Below are 17,231 nucleotides of genomic sequence, written 5' to 3'. Positions count from 1 at the left end.
CGAGGCAACGAGGCGTTGAGTCCACGAGCACTAACAGACCATGCCACAGTCATACGTCCACTGGAGTTCCACACTCCGGATGGGTTCAGGCGGTAGCTGGATCGCACGGATACACGGTCGTGCTGGAATCTTCCAGCCGAATCGAACCAGCCCGACACAGGCGTCTCCGCGAGGAGTCTCGGTTCGAGCCCGAGAGTCGGCATAAAGGCGGCCAGAGCGGTGGGGAGACACCCGTACCCATTCCGAACACGGAAGTTAAGCCCACCAGCGTGCCGGGAAGTACTGGAGTGAGCGATCCTCTGGGAACCGCGGGTCGCCGCCTACCCACTCATACGGGGGCACTCCCCCACGCATCTTCATCACGACGAGCAGCAGCCATCCGGGTCGACCGCTAGGCTTAAACGCTCGACCTGGATAGCGATACGTAGCGCCAAGGTGGCAGAGTTCGGTCAGACGCAGCGGCCTGCAGAGCCGCCCTACGCCGGTTCAAATCCGGCCCTTGGCTTCTTTCGTTCACGTCACCACAGCCACGGATGTCGACGGACGGATCTCCCGTGCGCGCCGTCTGAGTGTCGTGGGTCGTCGAGGCGGAGCCGACGGGAGTGTTCTCCATCGGAGCCGTGGTTCCGCTGGCGGCCTGAGGCGTCGTCGATCCTGTCGGCCAGCACGTGCTCTCGAACCGCATCGGGGGTAAGATACGTTCCACACCGATCGCCTCAGATGTCGCCGTTGAGCACCTCGTGTGGAACGTTCTTTTCGCGGAGGACGGCGGTGTGCCGGGGCAGCTGGTCGGTCACGGCGGCGAGGAGCACGTCGAGTCCACGGACGGCGGCTTCGGCGACGCCGTCTTCGGTGCCGAACCGGATGTCGGGCCGGCAGTCGGCACGCGTCGCCAGCGCGTACGCCTCGGTGCCCGCGGTCGCGAGCAGCCCGTCCGTCGGGCGATGACTCGCGAGCGTCGCCGGTTCCAGCGCGTCGTCTTCGGTGACGGCCGGCACGGGGAGGATGGTCACGGTGCCGGTCTCGTAGTCGACGACGCCCTCGAAGTCGGTGACGCCGACGGCCTCACCTGCGGCTCCGCCGGTCACGGTGACGGCGGTGGCGGTGTCACCGGAGGGGCTCGCGTGGAGGACGCCGTCACGCATGACGAGTCCGACGGTCTCGCCTTCGACGAGGTCGCCGAGCGCGACCGCGGCGTCGACGTCGACGCTCTCGATGACGTCGGAGGTCACGTGTTCGAGGTATCCCTCTAACCCCTCGGTTCGAGAGATGAGCCAGTCGACTCCTTCCTTGGTCACCTCGTATCGACCGCGACCGCCCTTCTCGACGTAGTCGTTCGCGACGAGGGCTCGCACGTACTCACTCACGGCCTGTGAGGTGACGCCGATCGTCTCGGCGATCTCACCCTGGCTCACCGCAGGCTGTCGGGCGGCGATCTCGACTAGCACCTGATACCGCGTCGCGTCGCGTTTGTTGTTGAGGACCGCCGGCGGCGTATCCCCGCCCGAGTCTGTCATCGGTCGTCGTTACCGCCGGCAAAGTAAAGCGCTGTTGTGCTCGCGTCCGCCGCTCGGCGCTCTCGTGCAATCCCGATGTACGTAAAACAAGCACAATTGGGATACCGGAGAGTGTGTTTGCGTGCGGCCGATGCCGCAGACGACACACCTTCCCACCGATGCGACGGCCGGCCCGACGAAGCCGGCGGTTCAGGCCGTGCTCGCGAGCCTGCGTCGGCCTTGGACGACGAACTCCGCGTTCGTCGTTCGTCGGTGAGCGCTGGCGGCGCGACTCGCCGCGGCCGCTCTCGGTTAGTAACGGTTATACGGCGGCTGACCCACACGCGAACTATGCAACGACGCGCTGTAGCGGTATACGTCGCGTTCTTCCTGCTCGTCGGGAGCGCGGCGGGTGTCCTCGTCGCGACTGCCGAGACGCCCGAGATATCCTTCGCCAACCCGGACTACGAGCTGTCCGCGGGCGACTCCTTCGAGGTGAACGGCACCGAGTACACCGTCGCCGACGTCTCCGAGAGCGAGGAGGGCGGCGGCCACGGCGGCTCGGCACACACGGTCGTGAGTGGGGTCGTCGAACGAGAGCGTGCCGTCGAGCAGACGGCATCGTGGGAAAACGGCTCTACCGTCACCTACGACGGCCAGGAGTGGACCGTCGCCATCGACGGCCCGAACGCCTCTGGTGTCACCCTCGTCGAGCCGGTCGACCGAACCGCGATACTCGAGAACGACACCGACGCGCTCAACGAGACGCAGACCATCGACGGCGAGCCGTTCGTCGTGGTCACCGATGGCGGTGAGGCGCGCGACCTCGTGCCGGCGAGTGCGTACTTCCCCGAGCCGACGACGACCTCGTTCGCGGCCGGCGACCAGGTGACCTACGACGGCCATACCGCGACCGTCGACGCCGTCTCTGCCGACGCCGCGACGCTCGTCTGGACTGGCACGGAGACGGTGTCGATCGACGTGGCACAGGACTCGCGCGTCACGATCGGCGACACGGAGTTCCTCGGCCACTTCCCCGACGCGTCCACGCTCGTCCTCTCGACAGACTTCGAGTCGTACGAGGCACAGGTCGACGCCCAACAGCGGCACACAGAGCAGAGCAACGGACTGTGGCGCGTCGGCGTCGTCAGCCTGCTGTCGTCGTTGTTGCTGCTGGCGATGGCGTTCATGCCGTCCCGGTACTGAACCCCGCTCGCCGTCTCCTACGTTTCGTCGCCGACTGACACCGGATCCGAGTCGTCATCTCCGACTCCGTAGCGGCCGACGACGATACCAGCCGCGAGCGACAGTGCGACGGCGGCGCCTATCCACAGCAGTGCTGGGTGTCCGTGCCCTGCGTGCAGGAGTACATCCATGCAGTCGTGTCCGTCCTCGCAGTCAAAAACGCCTCGTCTTTGCGCCCGCACGTGTACTCGAACACGCACACGCACTACCACGGTGGCGCGCGCCTCGCGGGCCGCGGAGCGTGCCCGCGAGCGCGTGCGAGGGATGAGCGAGTCGCCACAGGCGACGAGCGAATCGGTTGGGGAGGATGTGGCGGTAATCGGTGTCCGGGTGTCGTGCGGTCGTGTTCGTCACAGAACTGCTACCACACACGTACAGAATCGGCTGGGGAGGATGTGGCGGTAATCGGTGTCCGGGTGTCGTGCAGTCGTGTTCATCACAGAACTGCTACCACACACGCAGAGAGGCGGGCCGCGCTTGCGGGCCGACATCATTCTGCTGTACCCTGCTCCTCTCCGATACTCCTCGCCTTTCACCATCCTCGGCTCCTTCCAATAACACCCACGTCAGCCGGTCACCCGGTGGTCTCTCCCGGCTTTATGCCGTCGACGGCCGTACCTGCAGCCATGCCATCCGACCCCGACGACACGCCGATCACCGCTACGCCCCCCGACGCCCCGACACACACCACCGGCACCGACCACGTGACCATCTGGGGGAGCAACGAGGCCGACACGCTCGCGTTCTACCGCGACCTGCTCGGGATGCCGCTCGTCTTGCGCCAACCCAACCTCGACGACCCCACACAGACGCACCTGTTTTTCGACACCGGCGACGGCCGCATCCTCACGGTGTTCGTGAGCGACGACCGCCCGTCTGCACGGGGACAACGCCCCGGAGTCGGCGCGGTCCACCACGTCTGTTTCAGCGTCGACCCCGAGGAGTACGAGACGGTGATGCAGGCACTCGACGACGCGGGGAAGGGATACAATGTGTTCGACCGCGGCGTCTTCCACTCGATTTACACCCGCGACAACAACGGACTCGTGGTCGAACTCTCCGCCGACAAGTACCAGATGCCGACCGACCGCAAAGGCGAGGTGTTCGCGGCCGCACAGCGACACCGCGAAGCAGACGGCGCCGACTTCGCACAGGACCGGCACCTCGAGGCGGCACTCGAGGAGCTCGGTCTCCCCGTGATCAAACACGACCTCCCGGACGCCGACGCCGGCGTCGGCACGTAGGCGGCCTACGCCAGCCACTCCTCGGGTGTGGTGTCGTAGTCGACCTCGTCGGCTTCGATCTGCGCTCGAATCTCGCGATCGAGGTCGTGTTCGGTCACCTCGCCGCCGTCGTACTGGAAGCGGATGCCGACCTCCTCGCCGGCCGGTTCGCTCCCGCGCCGTTTCGCCCGGCGTCGCTCGTCGTCGGGGTACTCCGTCCGGATCGTCGCCAGGTTCACGGGTCGCCCCCAGAGCTCGAACACGCGCTCGAGCGTGGCCCGTGCCTGCCCCTCGTCGAGTGCGACCCCGTTGTATCGGTGGCCCAACAACAGCTCGCCGCGGTTGCGGAAGTTGCCGTCGAGCACCACGATGGTGGGCTTCCCGAAGTTGGTAAACCGGAGCAGCAGCTTCCGTTTTACGTCCTCGGCGTCGGTGCTCGCCACCCGGAACTCCTCGCCGGCCTGGCTGTACTCGTACGCGAAGTAGTTGCGCTCGCGGACGAACTCGTCGGTGAGGAACGCGTCGATGAACGTGACGTCGTTGTGACTCTCGCGCACCTCGAACATCCGACGCCACCCCGCGGTCCGGTCGACGTCCTCGAGCGCCGCCTCGACCGTCTCGTAGCGGTCGACGTCGAACATGTAGCGCGCCCGCTCCTCCAGCGTCGACCGCGAGATCCGTCGAAGCGCCCCCCGGTGTTCCGGCCGGGTGAGCACGTAGTGGCGCTCGGCGAGCCCCTCGTGGGTGAGCAGCTTCCACGGGTATCGATCGATGTTCGGGCCAGCTTCACTCGACGTCTCCAACTCACCATCCCGTGCCGAGAGCGCCCGGTCGACCGCCTCCGCGTCGACCCGCGGGTCGTCCGCGGCGGCCAGATCGGCGAGCGCGTCGAGAGTCGCCGGCCCCGCGCCGGCGATCGCCGGGTGCGGCTCCAACGCGTCGGCGACCGCATCGAGGTCCACCCGCGAGTGGAACGTCTCCGGCGTGACGCCCTCGACGCGCAACAGCCGGTCGACGACGTCGCGTCTGGCGGCCTGTAACTCCACGTGCGTCCACAGCTCGAACCCCAGCTTGTACGGGTTGAGCCCGGGCGAGCCCAGCACCCGCGACATGTGGTCGGCGTACGTGAGGAACTCGTCGGGACCGGCGAAGCCCTCTCCGCCCATCATGAGTGACTCCCAGTACGTGGCCCATCCCTCGTTGAGGACCTTCGTCTGCTTCTGGCCGGCGAAGTAGTACGCCTCCTCGCGGAGGGCATCGATCACGGTGGTCTCCCACGGCTCGCGGTCGACCGCCCGGCCCGTCTCCGCGTCGTAGCGCTTGCCGTGGTCGCGGACGAACGCCAAGACGTCGGCCCGCGGATCGTCGGGCTCCACGCCCGCGGCGTGCTCGTCGAGCCACGCCTCGTCGAACACCTCCGATTTGACCGCCTCGGAGAGGCCGAGCTCGTCGATCTGTGCTTCGATCGCGGCCGCGTCGTCCGGCGTCTCCTCGGCCACGTCGGCCGCGACGTCCGGCTCGTCGGCGGTCCTGGCGGCGTCGATCGGACTGTGCTGGTCGATGGTGTCTTCGAGCGTGGAGACCGCGTCTATCAGCCGCTCGACGTCCTCGCGGTCGACGTCCGGGCGCTCGACGATGGCGGCGATGCGGTCGGCGTTTCGTTCGAGCCGCGCGGCCGCGTTCGGTCCGTCTTCTCCCCTGTCGGCGTACAGTCCGAACCACTCGTTGTTCGCGAAGAAGTCGGCGTGCGCCTCGACGTGGGTGATGACGGCCTTCTGGTCGGCCGTCGTGTTCGACTCCTGGAGGAAGGCGTGGCTCGGGTCGTCGTTGTTGACGATCTCGAACGCCTTGCCGAGCCCGTGGCGGTCCTGTTTTTGTTGTCGCTCGTAGTTCATCCCCCACCGCCAGTGCGGGTACCGGCGCTGGAACCCGCCGTACGCGATGAGTTCGTTCATCTCGTCGTGGTCGACGACCCAGTACCGAACCGGGTACGGCTCGAGCCCGAGCCGCTCCGCGAGCTCGCGTGCGGCCGCCGCCGGCTCGTCGAGGGTCGCCGCCTCTCGTTTTGCTTCGATTCTGTCGTCTCTCATGGGTCGTAGTCGATCATCGGCTCACTCGTTCGCGTCCTCCGTGCTGAGGATCTCGGCGATGGCGTCGGTGACGTCCTCGGGCCCGGAGACCCGCGCGACGGCAACGTCGTCGGCGTCGCCGAGCGCCCGCTCGACCTCGTCCGCGTGGCGGGCGTTCGGTGCGGTGCCGCCGGGCTGGGTCTCCACGTACGCGTGGAGGTTGGCGTCTATCGACCGCATCATCGGGATCACGGCGCTCGTCGTGTCGTCGCTCGCGTTCTCGGAGTCGCCGGCGGCGAACACGTATCGGTTCCACTCGCTGTAGGGGTACTCCTCGAGGATCTCCTCGACGAGGCGGTAGGCGCTCGATATCTGCGTCCCGCCGCCCGACTGCACGCCGAAGAACGCCTCGCGGTCGACCTCCCACGCTTCCGCGTCGTGGACGACGTACCGGAAGGCCGCCTCGTCGTACTTTCCGGTCAGGTACCAGTCCATCGGCGTGAACACCCGCTCGACGAGTTCGCGTTTGTCAGCGCGCATCGAGCCCGAGGCGTCACGGACGTTCACGACGACGACGTTTCGCTCGCGTCGTTCCGTCACCTCCGGGTGCCGGAAGCGCTCGTCGTCGCGCCGGAACGGCACGCGTTTCAGGCCGTCTCGTCGGATCCGCTGGGTCACCGGCTCGCGGTCGACCGCGGCCGCGAGCGCCCCGAAGTCGGCCCAGCGATCGAGCGCCGCGACCGACTCCCCGTGTTCCGTCTCGAGCGACCGCGCCGCGTCCGCAATCCACGCGCGTGAGACCGGGATCCCCTCCTCGCGCGCCCAGGTGAAGACGTCGTCGACGCCGGCGCCCGCGACGAACAGCCCCTCGCGGACGTACGACTCGTCGAAGTCGGTCGCGAGGTGACGCGTCAGCCCTCGCTTGAAGAACTCGTCGACGTCGAGGGTGCCACGCGGTCCCGACCGCGCCGTGTCGGTGAAATCGCCCTCTACCTCCTCGACGACGCGTTTCCCCTTCGGCTCGAGGTCCAAGCCGAGCTCCTCGTCGAGCTCGCGGGCGAACTCCTCGGGGTCCATCTCGTAGTACTCGTGGTCGCCGCCCTCCGCGCCCGGGTCACCCGATTCGTCGCCGTCGGCAGACTCGTCGCCGTCGGCATCGGGTTCTACGTCGACCGGCTGCCCGGGCTGGGGCTGTCCGCCGTCTCCCTGGCCGACGCCGCCGGCGTCGCGGCGGTCGTACTCGAACGACGGGAGGTCGACGATCTTGATCGGGATGCGGACGCGGTCGGGTCCGGAGCCACCGAGGTTGCCCTGGGTGATGAACTCCGTGAGGTCCTCGCGACGCGCCTCGCCGATCTCGCGGAATCGCTCGCGGTCCGACGAGAGTCCCATCAGCGATCACCTCCGCCGCCGTCGGTTGCGAGGGCCGCCCACTCGTCACGGGCCGAACGCATCACGGCTCGGCTCGTCAGCTCGGCGGACGCCCGGCTGTAGCCGCGCGCCTCGAGCCGGTCGAGCGTCGCGGCCTTCACCGACGCGGTCTCGGTGTCGGCGGGCGGGTCGGCCCACTCTGCGGGGTCGAGATCCGGGAAGCGCCGCTTCAGGTCGGCGAGGTCCTTCGACGCGAGCACCGCCTCGAGCTCGGGGATCGCGTCGAGGTCGACGTCGTCGACGCTGAACTCGTCGCCCCGGTTTCGCCAGGCGTAGCGGGTGAGCGCACGGATGACCTCCTCGCGTCGGAACGCGACCACGTCGCTGCCCGGCTCCGTCCCGCGGTAGTCGCGCTCGTCGAACCGACCGAGCGTCTCCGTCTCGAACACCTTCATCGCCAGCGCGTCCGGCTCGGTCGGCCCGCGGTCGGTCTCGACCGGCTCGCCGGCGTCCCACGCGTGTACGTGTTCGACGTACTCTGCGACGGTCTCCGTCGAGACCCGTTCGGCCGCCAGCGCGGCGTCGACGACGTCGGCTCGCTGTTGCTCGCGCACGGCGTCTTCGACCGGTGCGAGCCGGCTCTCGAACTCGGCCGCCTCGGCGCGAGAGAACACCGGTGCGTCGGTGAGCCCGTCGGCCATCGCCGTCAGCACGTCCCCGGGCGTGACGACCCGCTCGACCGGCAGCGTCGGGTGGCTCCGGTCGGCGTCGGTGCTCAACACGGCTGCGATCCGGTCGCGCGTGTACGTGACCGGGATCCCCGTCCGCCCGTCGTCACCGCCGAGGTCGACGTCGTTGACGGTCAGCCGCTCGCCGTCACGACGGACCTCGCCGGTCTCGTAGAGCGTCGCCTTCTCGACGAGGTCGACGTCGTTCGGCAGCGTCTCGGCGTCGAGACGGGTGACGACCGCGTACAGCGCCGCCGCGCCCACCGCGTGCGGGGCGAGCTCCCGGTCGCGTTTCGAGCCGTCGTCGTCGCGAACCGTGAGCGTCAGCGCCGCCCGGGCGTGCTCGGTCGCGCCGTGGCCGCCACCGGCTCGGGCGTCGTCAAGCGGCTCGTCGGCGACCCACTCGTCGTCGGGTCGTCCGTCGCCGAGTCGCTCGTCGCCGGCGTTCCGAGGCGACCGGTCGTCGTCGGCACCGGGCACCGCGTGCTCGCCGGCGACCTCCCGGCGGAGCAGGGCGGCCTCTAGCCGTCGGTTCGTGAGGTAGCGAAACTCGTGGCGGGTGAGCCGTCGCTTCAGCGCCTTCAGCGGATCGGCGTCCTCTCGGTCGGCGTACTGGTCGAGCTCGGCCTCGAGGTCGGGGTTCGAGATGACGATGAGCTGCGTGTCGAGGTCCATGCCGATCCCCGTGTCGAGTTTCACGCGGCGCTCGTCCGGGACGTTGAGCAGCCGTCGAAGGAGGTCACCGTGCTGGCTCGCGTCCTCGACGACGGTCGCTACGCCGTTCCCCTGTGAGAGCACGCCGTCGTAGCTGAACGCCTGCGGATTCTTTCGGCCACGAGAGTCGAGCTCGCGCACCATCCCGCCCATCCACGAGCCGACGAGTCGTTCTTTGGGCGTCCCGTCGTCTTCGGCGTGGAGCACCCCGATCCCCCGGCCGACGTCGACGACGTAACTCGTCACCCGGAGGTGGTCGCGGTCGGTGATCGCCGAAAACCGGTCGCGACGTCCCTCGTCGCGGTACACCGACTCGAGGCGGTCGTACGCCTCGCGACTGAACGGGTCGAGTTCGACCTCGGTCGGGATCGACGCGTCGTCGTCGACCGCCGACGCGATCGACTCGCGCACAGCGGCCGGGAACACGGACAGCGGGTTCGACTGGACGGGACTCCGATACCACGCCGCGGCGTCGCCGCCGTCGCCGTACGAGAGCGACCGGTCGCCGGTGCCGGCTCCGGTGACGTTCCACTCGACGGTGTACCGGCGGCCCTCGTCCGTCCGGGAGAACGCCCGAAGGCCGTTCACCAGACACCGCTTGAACTCCGACTTGCCGGTCGCGGTGGGGCCGTCGATCCAGACGATGGTCTCGTCGTTGCCGCGGCCCGCGGCTGCCGCCCGGAGGTCGTCGACGAACGCGTTGAGCGCGGCCGTGTTCCCCAACACCGCGTGCTCCCCGTCGTTTGGTGGGTCGTCGAAGAACCGGTAGCGCTCCAGGGTCTCGCCTCGTTCGCGTACCGTGCGCGTCCCCTGTGACTCGATGGCCGCGAGCAGGTACCGCGCCCCCGAGGCGGCCGCGAGCGGGTGCTCGAGGACGCGGTCGACGTACGACTCGAGGCTCATCGGCGGGTCGTACGCCCCCCTGAGCCGCTCGTCTGCGGCCCGACAGAACGCGGCTCCGTCCGGGTCGTCGCCGACCGCGTGGCGGTCGGTCATGGGTCGCTCCCCGGCCGCGGCCCTCCGGCCGCCGGCCGACGCGGTCGATCAGTCACCGTTCTCCTCCATCTCGGCGCGGGCCACCGCGGCCCCCGCGTACTCGAGCACCTCGCCGGCGCCGGCCTCGGAGTAGCCTCGATCGACGAGCGCGTCGACCCACGCGCTGTGTTCCGTCTCGTCGAGGTCGGTCGCCGACACTAGCGCCGAGAAGTTGATGTTGTGTTTTTTGTCCTCCCACAGCTTGCGCTCTAAGGCGCGACGGAGCCGGTCGTTCTCCTGGGGGTCGAACCCGCGTCCCTCGCGGGCGCGGCGGGAGACCCAGTTCGACACCTCCTGTCTGAAGTCGTCTTTGCGGTCCGAGGGAACGTCGAGCTGTTCTTCGACCGCCCGGAGGAACGTCTCGTCCGGCTCGGTCTCTCGGCCGGTGAGCTCGTCGTTCACCGTCGCGTCGTCGATGTACGCCATCACGTGGTCCATGTACTTCTCGCCCTGCCGGCGCAGCTCGTCGACGTCGTACGCGAGCGCGTGTCTGACGTCGTCGATCGCGCGGTCGCGGTACTCCTCGCGAACGACCTCGAGGAGCCGCTGGTAGCGGTCGAGGTCGCCGGCCGCGATAGAGCCGTGACTGTCGAGGTTCGCCTCGAAGTGGTCGAACACCGACAGCGGCGAGAGGTACGACCGGTCGCGGTGGGTGGCGTCCATGATCGCCTCGGCGATCTCGTCGCCGACGAACCGCGCCGAGACGCCGTCCATCCCCTCGCTCACGTCTGCCTGGGCCGCGGCGTCCTCACGGAGCTTCCGGCGGTCGATCTCCTCGTCTTCGAGCTCGCCGTTGTACACCTTCGCCTTCTCTAAGAGACTCACCGTCTCGTCGGTCGGCTCTTCGAGTCTGGTGAGCACGCCGAAGAGCCCGGCCATCTCGAGGGTGTGCGGCTCGACGTGAACGTTCGGGACGTCCGCGTTGGCGAGCATCTTGCCGTAGATCTCGGCTTCGCTCTCGTACTCTAAGACGTACGGGTAGTCGATCCGCTTCGTGCGGTCGTTGAACGCCTCCATCTTCTCGTCGCCGGTCTTCTCGCGGTACTCCGGCATGTTCGTCCGGCCGACGATCACCTGGTCGATGTCGATCCGCGGGTTGTTCTTCGGTTTGATCGTCGACTCCTGCGAGGCGTGGAGGAAGTCGTAGAGGAACTCGCGTTGGAGCTTCAACAGCTCCTCGCCGGAGAAAAGCCCGCGGTTGGCGTTACAGAAGGCGCCGGCGTAATCGAACGCCCGCGGGTCGGACTCGCCGTAGACGGCGAGTTTCGCGTAGTTGACGTCGCCGGTGAGTTCGGTCTCGTCTTGATTCTTCTTGTCTTTCGGCTCGAACGTCTCGATACACTCGCGACGGTTCTCGCTGGCGACGAGCCGAATCACCTCGACGTGGTTCGACATCACCGCCGCCAGGTCGTCGTCGTAGTGGGCCAACAGCTCGTTCAGGTAGAACTCGGAGGCGGGGTCCGGATGCTGGTCGTTCCGCAGCGTGTACGGCGCGTCGAGCGCCTCGTTGAGGTCGTCGAGGATCGCCTCCCGCTGGGGTCGCGGCACCAACACCAGTGGGTCTTGGTTCATCGGCGACCGCACCACGTCGTCGTCGGGATCTTGGTCGTCGATCACCGATCGGAGGTCGGTCCACCGGAACGTGTACATCCGGCCGGCGTCTTCGCGCGTGTACGCCTCGAAGTAGCGACGAACGAGGTAATCGAAGTGTGACTTCCCGGAGCCGACCGGACCCAACAGCAGCTTGATCCGCTTTTCGGGACCGAGCCCGCGCGCGCCGGATTTCACCTTGTTGACGAACTCGTGGATCGCCTCGTGGACCTCACGGCCGTAGAAGACGTTCTCGCCGTCGTGGAGGGGGTCGTCTGCCGCCAGTGCGTACTCGACGACCCCGCGTTCGTCGTCGTAGCGGGTGCCGTAGTGGTCGAACATGTCTGCGACCCGCTGGTGGGCGTTGCGGGCGATCGTCGGGTCGTCGTACAGCGTCTCGAGGTACCAATCGAACGAGCGAGCTTCCCGGAGATCGTCCGGCACCTCCGTCTGGTACTCCTCGCTGAGCCGTTCGAGCGTTTGTCTGTCTGCCATCGTATCACGTTGCTCGGGCGGGACTGCGCGCGGACGCCGGCAGCAGAGACGCATCGCTTTGCGTCCCAACACCACGACTCCCGGCCGTACGCCGGGCACCAACACGCCGCCGTCCTCGTCTCGGCCCGCGACCGAGGCTAGTCGTGTCAGAGGGACTCACACGGATAAGGATGTCGCCCGGTATCACGGCGCAATCCGGCGATTTTCCCCGCTACTCGCGAACCGGGCTACAGTGGTGATTCAGGACTCCTCGGCACGGATCGCGGGCGTTTAACCGATCGAGGTGCGACCGCTTCGGCCGTCGTGGTGGCTCGTCGCCCCCCGATCCGCTCAGTCGCCGATCGACTCCAGCCACAGTCGGGCGAGCACCGGCAGGTGGTCGGACGGGTACCGCCCCCGGTCGTCACGGTCGGCGAGCGTTCCGAAGGCCTCGACGTCGACGGCCGGCGAGACGAGCGCGTGGTCGATCCGGCGGTTCTCGATCAGCCCGGCGTAGTCGGTCAGGCTGGTCCGCGGGCCGTGGCGAACGGTCGCGGCGGCGGCCGCGTCTCGCAGTCCTCCGTCGGTCAGGACCGCGTGCGGCTCCGACCCCGGCGTGCAGTTGAGGTCACCGACGAGGACGACCGGCGGCGTCTCTTCTGTGTCAGCCACGTCCGCTCCGTCGTCGGCCGCGAGAGACGGCACTCGGCTGTCGAGCAACCGTGCAGACTCGACGCGTGCGCGTGCGCTAACGTGGTCGAAATGCGTGTTGGCGACGAGGAACGACGCACCGTCGTCCGCCGCGTCCCCAGCTGCCGGCCGAACCCGTGCCCAGGTGGCGATCCGCGGATGAGCAGCGTCCCACCCGGCCGACGGCTCGTCCGGTGTCGGCGAGAGCCAGAACGTCCCGTGGTCGGCGACCGCCCAGCGGTCGGCTCGCACCCCGATCGGACAGCTCTCTCCCTCGTCGCCCGGCTCTCTCCCCCGCCCGACGAGGGTGTACGCCGAGAGGCGCTCGCGGAGGTCACGCCGCTGGTTCGGCAACACCTCCTGGAACGCCACGACGTCCGGCCGGTGGAACCGGACCACGTCGGTCACCCCCTCTCGCCGCTCGTGCCAGGCGTCGTGGACGTCGTGTCGATTGTCGTAGCGGACGTTGTAGCTCAGCACCCGAACCCGGCTCATTGCCGGTACCTCACGCGCAGCCGAATTAAACCACACGACACGTCGGACGCCACGGCGTCGCCCGCCGGCGGCCGAACGTCGGACGATTTTAATCGGCTGCACGCCCTACGCTGTGTCGATGACGCGCTCGTCGACGCGGCACGCCGACCCGGAGCACAACCCCTACGTCGAGGAGCCACTCCCGTCGTTCGATCCCATCGAGTCGCTGTCAGAGACCGACGCGACGTGGCAGGCGCGACAGCTCCGGGCGGCGATCCGCGAACACGACACCCGGTACTACGTCGAAGCGGACCCGCTGGTGAGCGACGAGGCGTACGACCGGCTCTTCGACCGCCTCCGCGAGCTCGAAGACGCCTTCGACGTGCCGACGGAGCGGTCGCCCACCCGCCAGGTCGGGGGCACCCCGGTCGACGAGCTGGTGTCGGTCGAACACGTCGCGCCGATGCGCTCTATCGACAGCGCGAAGGACGCCGACGCGGTCCGGGCGTTCGACGAGCGGGTCCGTGACGGCCTCGCCGACGCCGGCTTCGACCCCGACGACCGCCAGTACGTCTGTGAGCCGAAGTTCGACGGGCTCTCGATCGAGGTGGTGTACGAGGACGGCGAGTACGTCCGCGCGGCGACCCGCGGCGACGGCGAGGTGGGCGACGACGTCACAGAACAGGTACGGACGATTCGAGCGATCCCCGGCCAGCTCAGAGGCGATCCCCCGGCGCAGTTGGTCGTCCGCGGCGAGGTGTACATGCCCCACGAGGCGTTCGAGGCGTACAACCGAACCCGTCGTGAACGCGGCGAGGAGCCGTTCGCGAACCCCCGAAACGCCGCGGCGGGAACCCTCCGCCAGCTCGACCCGTCCGTCGTCGCCGAACGCCCGCTCGACGCGTTCTTCTTCGACGTGCTCGCGTGGGACGCCGGCGCAGACGGCCCCGACCGCCCCGACACCAACTGGGACCAACTCGCGGCGTTCGACCGATTCGGCCTGCCACGGACCGACCGGGTCGAGCTCGTCGACGACATCGCCGCCGCGATCGACTATCGTGACCGAACGCTCGCGGACCGTGACGGGCTCTCGTACGGCATCGACGGCGTCGTGATCAAACTGAACGACCGGGAGACCTGTGCGGCGCTCGGCGCCACCGCGCGGGCTCCGCGCTGGGCGTTCGCGTACAAGTTCCCGCCGCGCACCGAGACGACGACCGTCGAGGCCATCACCGTCCAGGTCGGGCGCACGGGCCGGCTCACCCCCGTCGCCGAGCTCGACCCGGTCGCCGTCGGCGGCGTCACGGTCTCGCGCGTCTCGCTGCACAACCCGGCCGAGATCGAGGCGCTCGGCGTCGACGTCGGCGACCGCGTCCGCGTCTACCGCGCGGGCGACGTGATCCCGTACGTCCCGGAGGTCGTCGAGCATCGAAGCGAGGGAAGCTACGACTTCCCCGAGGCGTGTCCGGTCTGTGGCGCGCCGGTCGAGCGCGAGGGGCCGCTCGCGTTCTGCTCGGGCGGGCTCGGCTGCCCCGCCCAGCTGGAGCGGGCGGTCGAACACTGGGCTCGCCGCGACGCCCTCGACATCGAGGGACTCGGCTCAGAACGGGTCGAGACGCTTCGTGCGGAGGGACTCGTCGAGTCGCTCCCGGACCTGTACGACCTCTCCGTCGCGGACCTCGCCGCGCTCGACGGGTGGGGTGAGACCAGCGCACAGAACCTGATTGACTCACTCGAGGAAAGCCGAGCGCCGCCGCTCGACCGATTCCTCGCTGGCCTCGGCATCCCCGAGGTCGGTCCGACCACGGCCGACGCGCTCGCCCGCGCGTTCGGCGACCTCGACACTCTTCTCGCGGCCGACGAGGAGACGCTTCAGGCCGTCGACGACGTCGGACCGACCGTCGCGGCGTCGATCCGGTCGTTCCTCGACGCCGAGGAGAATCGCGCGGCGATAGACCGGCTTCGCGAGCGCGGGGTGGAGCCGCAGCCGGTCGAGACCGAGGGTGGCGACGCACTCGACGGGCTGACGTTCGTCTTCACCGGGTCGCTGTCGACGACGCGGAACGAGGCGCAGTCGCTGGTCGAAGCGCACGGCGCGAACGCGACCTCGAGCGTCTCCGGCAACACAGACTACCTTATCGCCGGGGAGAATCCGGGTCGGTCGAAACGACAGGACGCCGACGCCGAGTCCGTCCCGGTGCTCGACGAGGAGGCGTTCGCCGAGTTCCTCGCCGACCACGACATCGCCTGGCCGCCGACGGAGTGAACTGGAGCCGTCACCGTCGAGCGAGCCACAACCCTTTATTGGAAGCCGCGGAAGTCGGGGGTATGACCGCCATCGAGCTGCGCGGCGTGCGCAAGGAGTTCCCCGGCGTCACGGCCGTTCGCGACCTCGACCTCACCGTCGAGACGGGCGAGGTGTACGGGTTTCTCGGCCCGAACGGCGCGGGCAAGTCGACCACCATCGACGTCGTCCTCGACCTGGTCCGGCCGACCGCGGGGACGGTGCGCGTCCTCGGCCGTGACCCCGCCACGGAGAGCGTGGCGATCCGCCGGGACACCGGCGTCCTCCCCGACGGCTTCTCGGTGTACGGCCGGCTCTCTGGCCGCCGGCACGTCCAGTTTGCGGCCGACTCGAAGGCCGTCGACGCGGACGTCGACGCCGTCCTCGAGCGGGTCGGTCTGGCGGACGCGGCCGACCGCGCCGCCGGCGACTACTCGAAGGGGATGCGCCAGCGGCTCGCCCTGGCGATGGCGCTCGTCGGCGAGCCGGACCTCCTCATCCTCGACGAGCCCTCAGCGGGGCTCGACCCGGCGGGCGTCGTGCGCATGCGCGAGATCGTGACCGCGGAGGCCGAACGCGGGGCGACCGTCTTCTTCTCCTCGCACGTGTTGGGGCAGGTCGAAGCCGTCTGTGACCGCGTCGGCATCCTCCGCGCCGGCGAGCTCGTCGCCGAGGACTCGATCGAGGGGCTTCGCGAGACGGTCGGCGACGAGGCGACGCTCGAGGTCACCGTCGACGCGGTGACCGACGCGGTACAGACGGCCGTCAGCGGGGTCGAGGGCGTCTCACACGTGAGTGCGGCCGACGCGACGCTCACGGTGAACTGTGCGCCCGCACAGAAGACTGCCGTCATCGACGCGGTCGAGGCGGCCGGCGCGCGCGTCGAAGACTTCCACACGCGCGAGGCCTCACTCGAGGACCTCTTTCTGGCGTACACAGAGGGCGAGACGCCCGGGTCCGGCCCCGATGCGTCTGCTACGACGGCCGGATCCCCGGAGGTGAGCGAATGAGCCTCCGCGCAGTGGCGCGCAAGGACTTCCACGACACCGTCCGGTCGCGCGGGATGGTCGCGCTGGTCGGGTTGTTCTCGTTGCTCGTGGCGTTGTTCGCGTACGTCGTGCGACCGCAGGGGGCGGCCGGCCAGTTCGCCACCGAGCTGCTGTTGAGCGCGTTCGTCGGGCCCGTCCTCGTCACCGGACTCGTCCCGCTCGTGGGCGTCGTCGTCGGCTACAACGCGGTGAGCGGCGAGCGTGAGTCCGGTTCGTTGAAGCTGCTGCTCTCGCTGCCGCACTCGCGCGCCGACGTCGTCTTCGGGAAGGTGCTCGGTCGGAGCGCCGCGCTCGTCCTCGCGGTGTTCGCCGGCTTCCTCCTGCCGGCGACGGTGCTCGTCGCGACGCCGGTGCCGTTCAACGCCGGGTCGTTCCTCGGGTACACCGTCTTCGCGGCGGTGCTCGGCGCCGTCTTCGTCTCCATCGCCGTCGGTTGTTCGGCGGCGCTCGCGACCCGCCAGCGGGCGCTCATCGCCGGCATCGGCATCTACGTCGCCTTCGTGCTCCTCTGGGGCTTTTTTACCGGACGCGTACTCGGCGCGTTCCAGGGACCGATCGAGACGCTGCCGGTCACTGTCAGCTCGGTCCGGTCGTTCCTCGACGTCGCCAACCCGACGACGGGCGTCGAGGTGTTGGCGAACGGGTTCCTCGCGGACCAACTCTTCACCGGCGACGCGGTCGACAGACAGGTGTCTGCGGTGTCGATGCTCGTCTTCTGGGCGCTCGCGCCGCCGCTCGCGGGGTTGTGGGCGTTCGACCGCGCCGACCTGTGATCGTGGCTTGCCGCTC

Annotated in this window: 12 protein-coding genes, 1 tRNA gene and 1 rRNA gene; 7 read left to right on the top strand and 7 right to left on the bottom strand. The window is 68.9% G+C overall.

From position 1 onward, the window contains the following. Positions 1–203: 203 nt before the first annotated feature. Both rrf and ACNTAO_RS10630 read left to right on the top strand, forming a co-directional pair. Positions 204–325, top strand: a 5S ribosomal RNA gene (gene rrf / locus ACNTAO_RS10635). A 104-nt stretch (positions 326–429) separates the two neighbouring features. Then, a tRNA-Cys gene (locus ACNTAO_RS10630) sits at positions 430–505 on the top strand. Between the two features lie 211 nt (positions 506–716). Here the strand turns inward: ACNTAO_RS10630 and ACNTAO_RS10625 are convergent. Continuing rightward, positions 717–1,517, bottom strand: a complete 801-nt coding sequence (locus ACNTAO_RS10625; protein ID WP_435161983.1) for a DUF7839 domain-containing protein — start codon at positions 1,515–1,517, stop codon at positions 717–719. A gap of 330 nt (positions 1,518–1,847) precedes the next feature. Here ACNTAO_RS10625 and ACNTAO_RS10620 point away from each other — a divergent pair, with 330 nt between their 5' ends. Continuing rightward, a complete protein-coding gene (locus tag ACNTAO_RS10620) occupies positions 1,848–2,702 on the top strand; it encodes a DUF8231 family protein (protein WP_435161982.1) in 855 nt (284 codons plus the stop codon). A gap of 17 nt (positions 2,703–2,719) precedes the next feature. Here ACNTAO_RS10620 and ACNTAO_RS10615 read toward each other — a convergent pair whose 3' ends face one another. Then, positions 2,720–2,872 (bottom strand): hypothetical protein, encoded by a 153-nt coding sequence (locus ACNTAO_RS10615; RefSeq protein ID WP_435161981.1) that lies wholly within the window; start codon positions 2,870–2,872, stop codon positions 2,720–2,722. A 495-nt stretch (positions 2,873–3,367) separates the two neighbouring features. Between ACNTAO_RS10615 and ACNTAO_RS10610 the strand changes: the two genes are divergently transcribed. Next, positions 3,368–3,985: a VOC family protein gene (locus tag ACNTAO_RS10610; protein WP_435161980.1), complete on the top strand. Its 618-nt coding sequence runs from the start codon at positions 3,368–3,370 to the stop codon at positions 3,983–3,985. A gap of 5 nt (positions 3,986–3,990) precedes the next feature. Here ACNTAO_RS10610 and ACNTAO_RS10605 read toward each other — a convergent pair whose 3' ends face one another. From ACNTAO_RS10605 to ACNTAO_RS10585, 5 genes are all read right to left on the bottom strand, one after another. Then, positions 3,991–6,054: a SpoVR family protein gene (locus tag ACNTAO_RS10605; RefSeq protein WP_435161979.1), complete on the bottom strand. Its 2,064-nt coding sequence runs from the start codon at positions 6,052–6,054 to the stop codon at positions 3,991–3,993. Positions 6,055–6,075: 21 nt separating this feature from the next. Beyond that, entirely contained in the window at positions 6,076–7,425 is a 1,350-nt protein-coding gene (locus ACNTAO_RS10600) for a DUF444 family protein (RefSeq protein ID WP_435161978.1), read from the bottom strand. Beyond that, positions 7,425–9,842: a kinase anchor protein gene (locus ACNTAO_RS10595; RefSeq protein WP_435161977.1), complete on the bottom strand. Its 2,418-nt coding sequence runs from the start codon at positions 9,840–9,842 to the stop codon at positions 7,425–7,427. The genes ACNTAO_RS10600 and ACNTAO_RS10595 overlap by 1 nt, the downstream gene beginning before the upstream one ends. Positions 9,843–9,890: 48 nt before the next feature. After that, positions 9,891–11,966, bottom strand: a complete 2,076-nt coding sequence (locus ACNTAO_RS10590; protein WP_435161976.1) for a PrkA family serine protein kinase — start codon at positions 11,964–11,966, stop codon at positions 9,891–9,893. A gap of 330 nt (positions 11,967–12,296) precedes the next feature. After that, on the bottom strand, positions 12,297–13,130 hold the full coding sequence (locus tag ACNTAO_RS10585; protein ID WP_435161975.1) for an endonuclease/exonuclease/phosphatase family protein: 834 nt from the start codon (positions 13,128–13,130) through the stop codon (positions 12,297–12,299). 118 nt (positions 13,131–13,248) lie between these two features. Between ACNTAO_RS10585 and ligA the strand changes: the two genes are divergently transcribed. The 3 genes from ligA to ACNTAO_RS10570 all read left to right on the top strand — a co-directional run bounded on the left by ligA (position 13,249) and on the right by ACNTAO_RS10570 (position 17,215). Next, positions 13,249–15,375 (top strand): NAD-dependent DNA ligase LigA, encoded by a 2,127-nt coding sequence (gene ligA / locus ACNTAO_RS10580; RefSeq protein ID WP_435161974.1) that lies wholly within the window; start codon positions 13,249–13,251, stop codon positions 15,373–15,375. Positions 15,376–15,437: 62 nt separating this feature from the next. Beyond that, positions 15,438–16,403, top strand: a complete 966-nt coding sequence (locus tag ACNTAO_RS10575; RefSeq protein ID WP_435161973.1) for an ABC transporter ATP-binding protein — start codon at positions 15,438–15,440, stop codon at positions 16,401–16,403. Continuing rightward, positions 16,400–17,215, top strand: a complete 816-nt coding sequence (locus ACNTAO_RS10570) for an ABC transporter permease subunit (protein ID WP_435161972.1) — start codon at positions 16,400–16,402, stop codon at positions 17,213–17,215. The genes ACNTAO_RS10575 and ACNTAO_RS10570 overlap by 4 nt, the downstream gene beginning before the upstream one ends. Positions 17,216–17,231 lie beyond the last annotated feature (16 nt).

The organism is Halorubrum zhoui, from assembly GCF_051194155.1.
Taxonomy (GTDB): domain Archaea; phylum Halobacteriota; class Halobacteria; order Halobacteriales; family Haloferacaceae; genus Halorubrum.
Note: the sequence above shows the minus strand (reverse complement) of the source record. Positions and strands in the feature narration are given on the sequence as shown.

Excerpts from the sequence above, each read along its gene's own strand:
- ACNTAO_RS10625 (WP_435161983.1), bottom strand. The coding sequence starts at position 1,517 with ATGACAGACTCGGGCGGGGATACGCCGCCGGCGGTCCTCAACAACAAA.
- ACNTAO_RS10620 (WP_435161982.1), top strand. The coding sequence starts at position 1,848 with ATGCAACGACGCGCTGTAGCGGTATACGTCGCGTTCTTCCTGCTCGTC.
- ACNTAO_RS10615 (WP_435161981.1), bottom strand. The coding sequence starts at position 2,872 with ATGGATGTACTCCTGCACGCAGGGCACGGACACCCAGCACTGCTGTGG.
- ACNTAO_RS10610 (WP_435161980.1), top strand. The coding sequence starts at position 3,368 with ATGCCATCCGACCCCGACGACACGCCGATCACCGCTACGCCCCCCGAC.
- ACNTAO_RS10605 (WP_435161979.1), bottom strand. The coding sequence starts at position 6,054 with ATGAGAGACGACAGAATCGAAGCAAAACGAGAGGCGGCGACCCTCGAC.
- ACNTAO_RS10600 (WP_435161978.1), bottom strand. The coding sequence starts at position 7,425 with ATGGGACTCTCGTCGGACCGCGAGCGATTCCGCGAGATCGGCGAGGCG.
- ACNTAO_RS10595 (WP_435161977.1), bottom strand. The coding sequence starts at position 9,842 with ATGACCGACCGCCACGCGGTCGGCGACGACCCGGACGGAGCCGCGTTC.
- ACNTAO_RS10590 (WP_435161976.1), bottom strand. The coding sequence starts at position 11,966 with ATGGCAGACAGACAAACGCTCGAACGGCTCAGCGAGGAGTACCAGACG.
- ACNTAO_RS10585 (WP_435161975.1), bottom strand. The coding sequence starts at position 13,130 with ATGAGCCGGGTTCGGGTGCTGAGCTACAACGTCCGCTACGACAATCGA.
- ligA (WP_435161974.1), top strand. The coding sequence starts at position 13,249 with ATGACGCGCTCGTCGACGCGGCACGCCGACCCGGAGCACAACCCCTAC.
- ACNTAO_RS10575 (WP_435161973.1), top strand. The coding sequence starts at position 15,438 with ATGACCGCCATCGAGCTGCGCGGCGTGCGCAAGGAGTTCCCCGGCGTC.
- ACNTAO_RS10570 (WP_435161972.1), top strand. The coding sequence starts at position 16,400 with ATGAGCCTCCGCGCAGTGGCGCGCAAGGACTTCCACGACACCGTCCGG.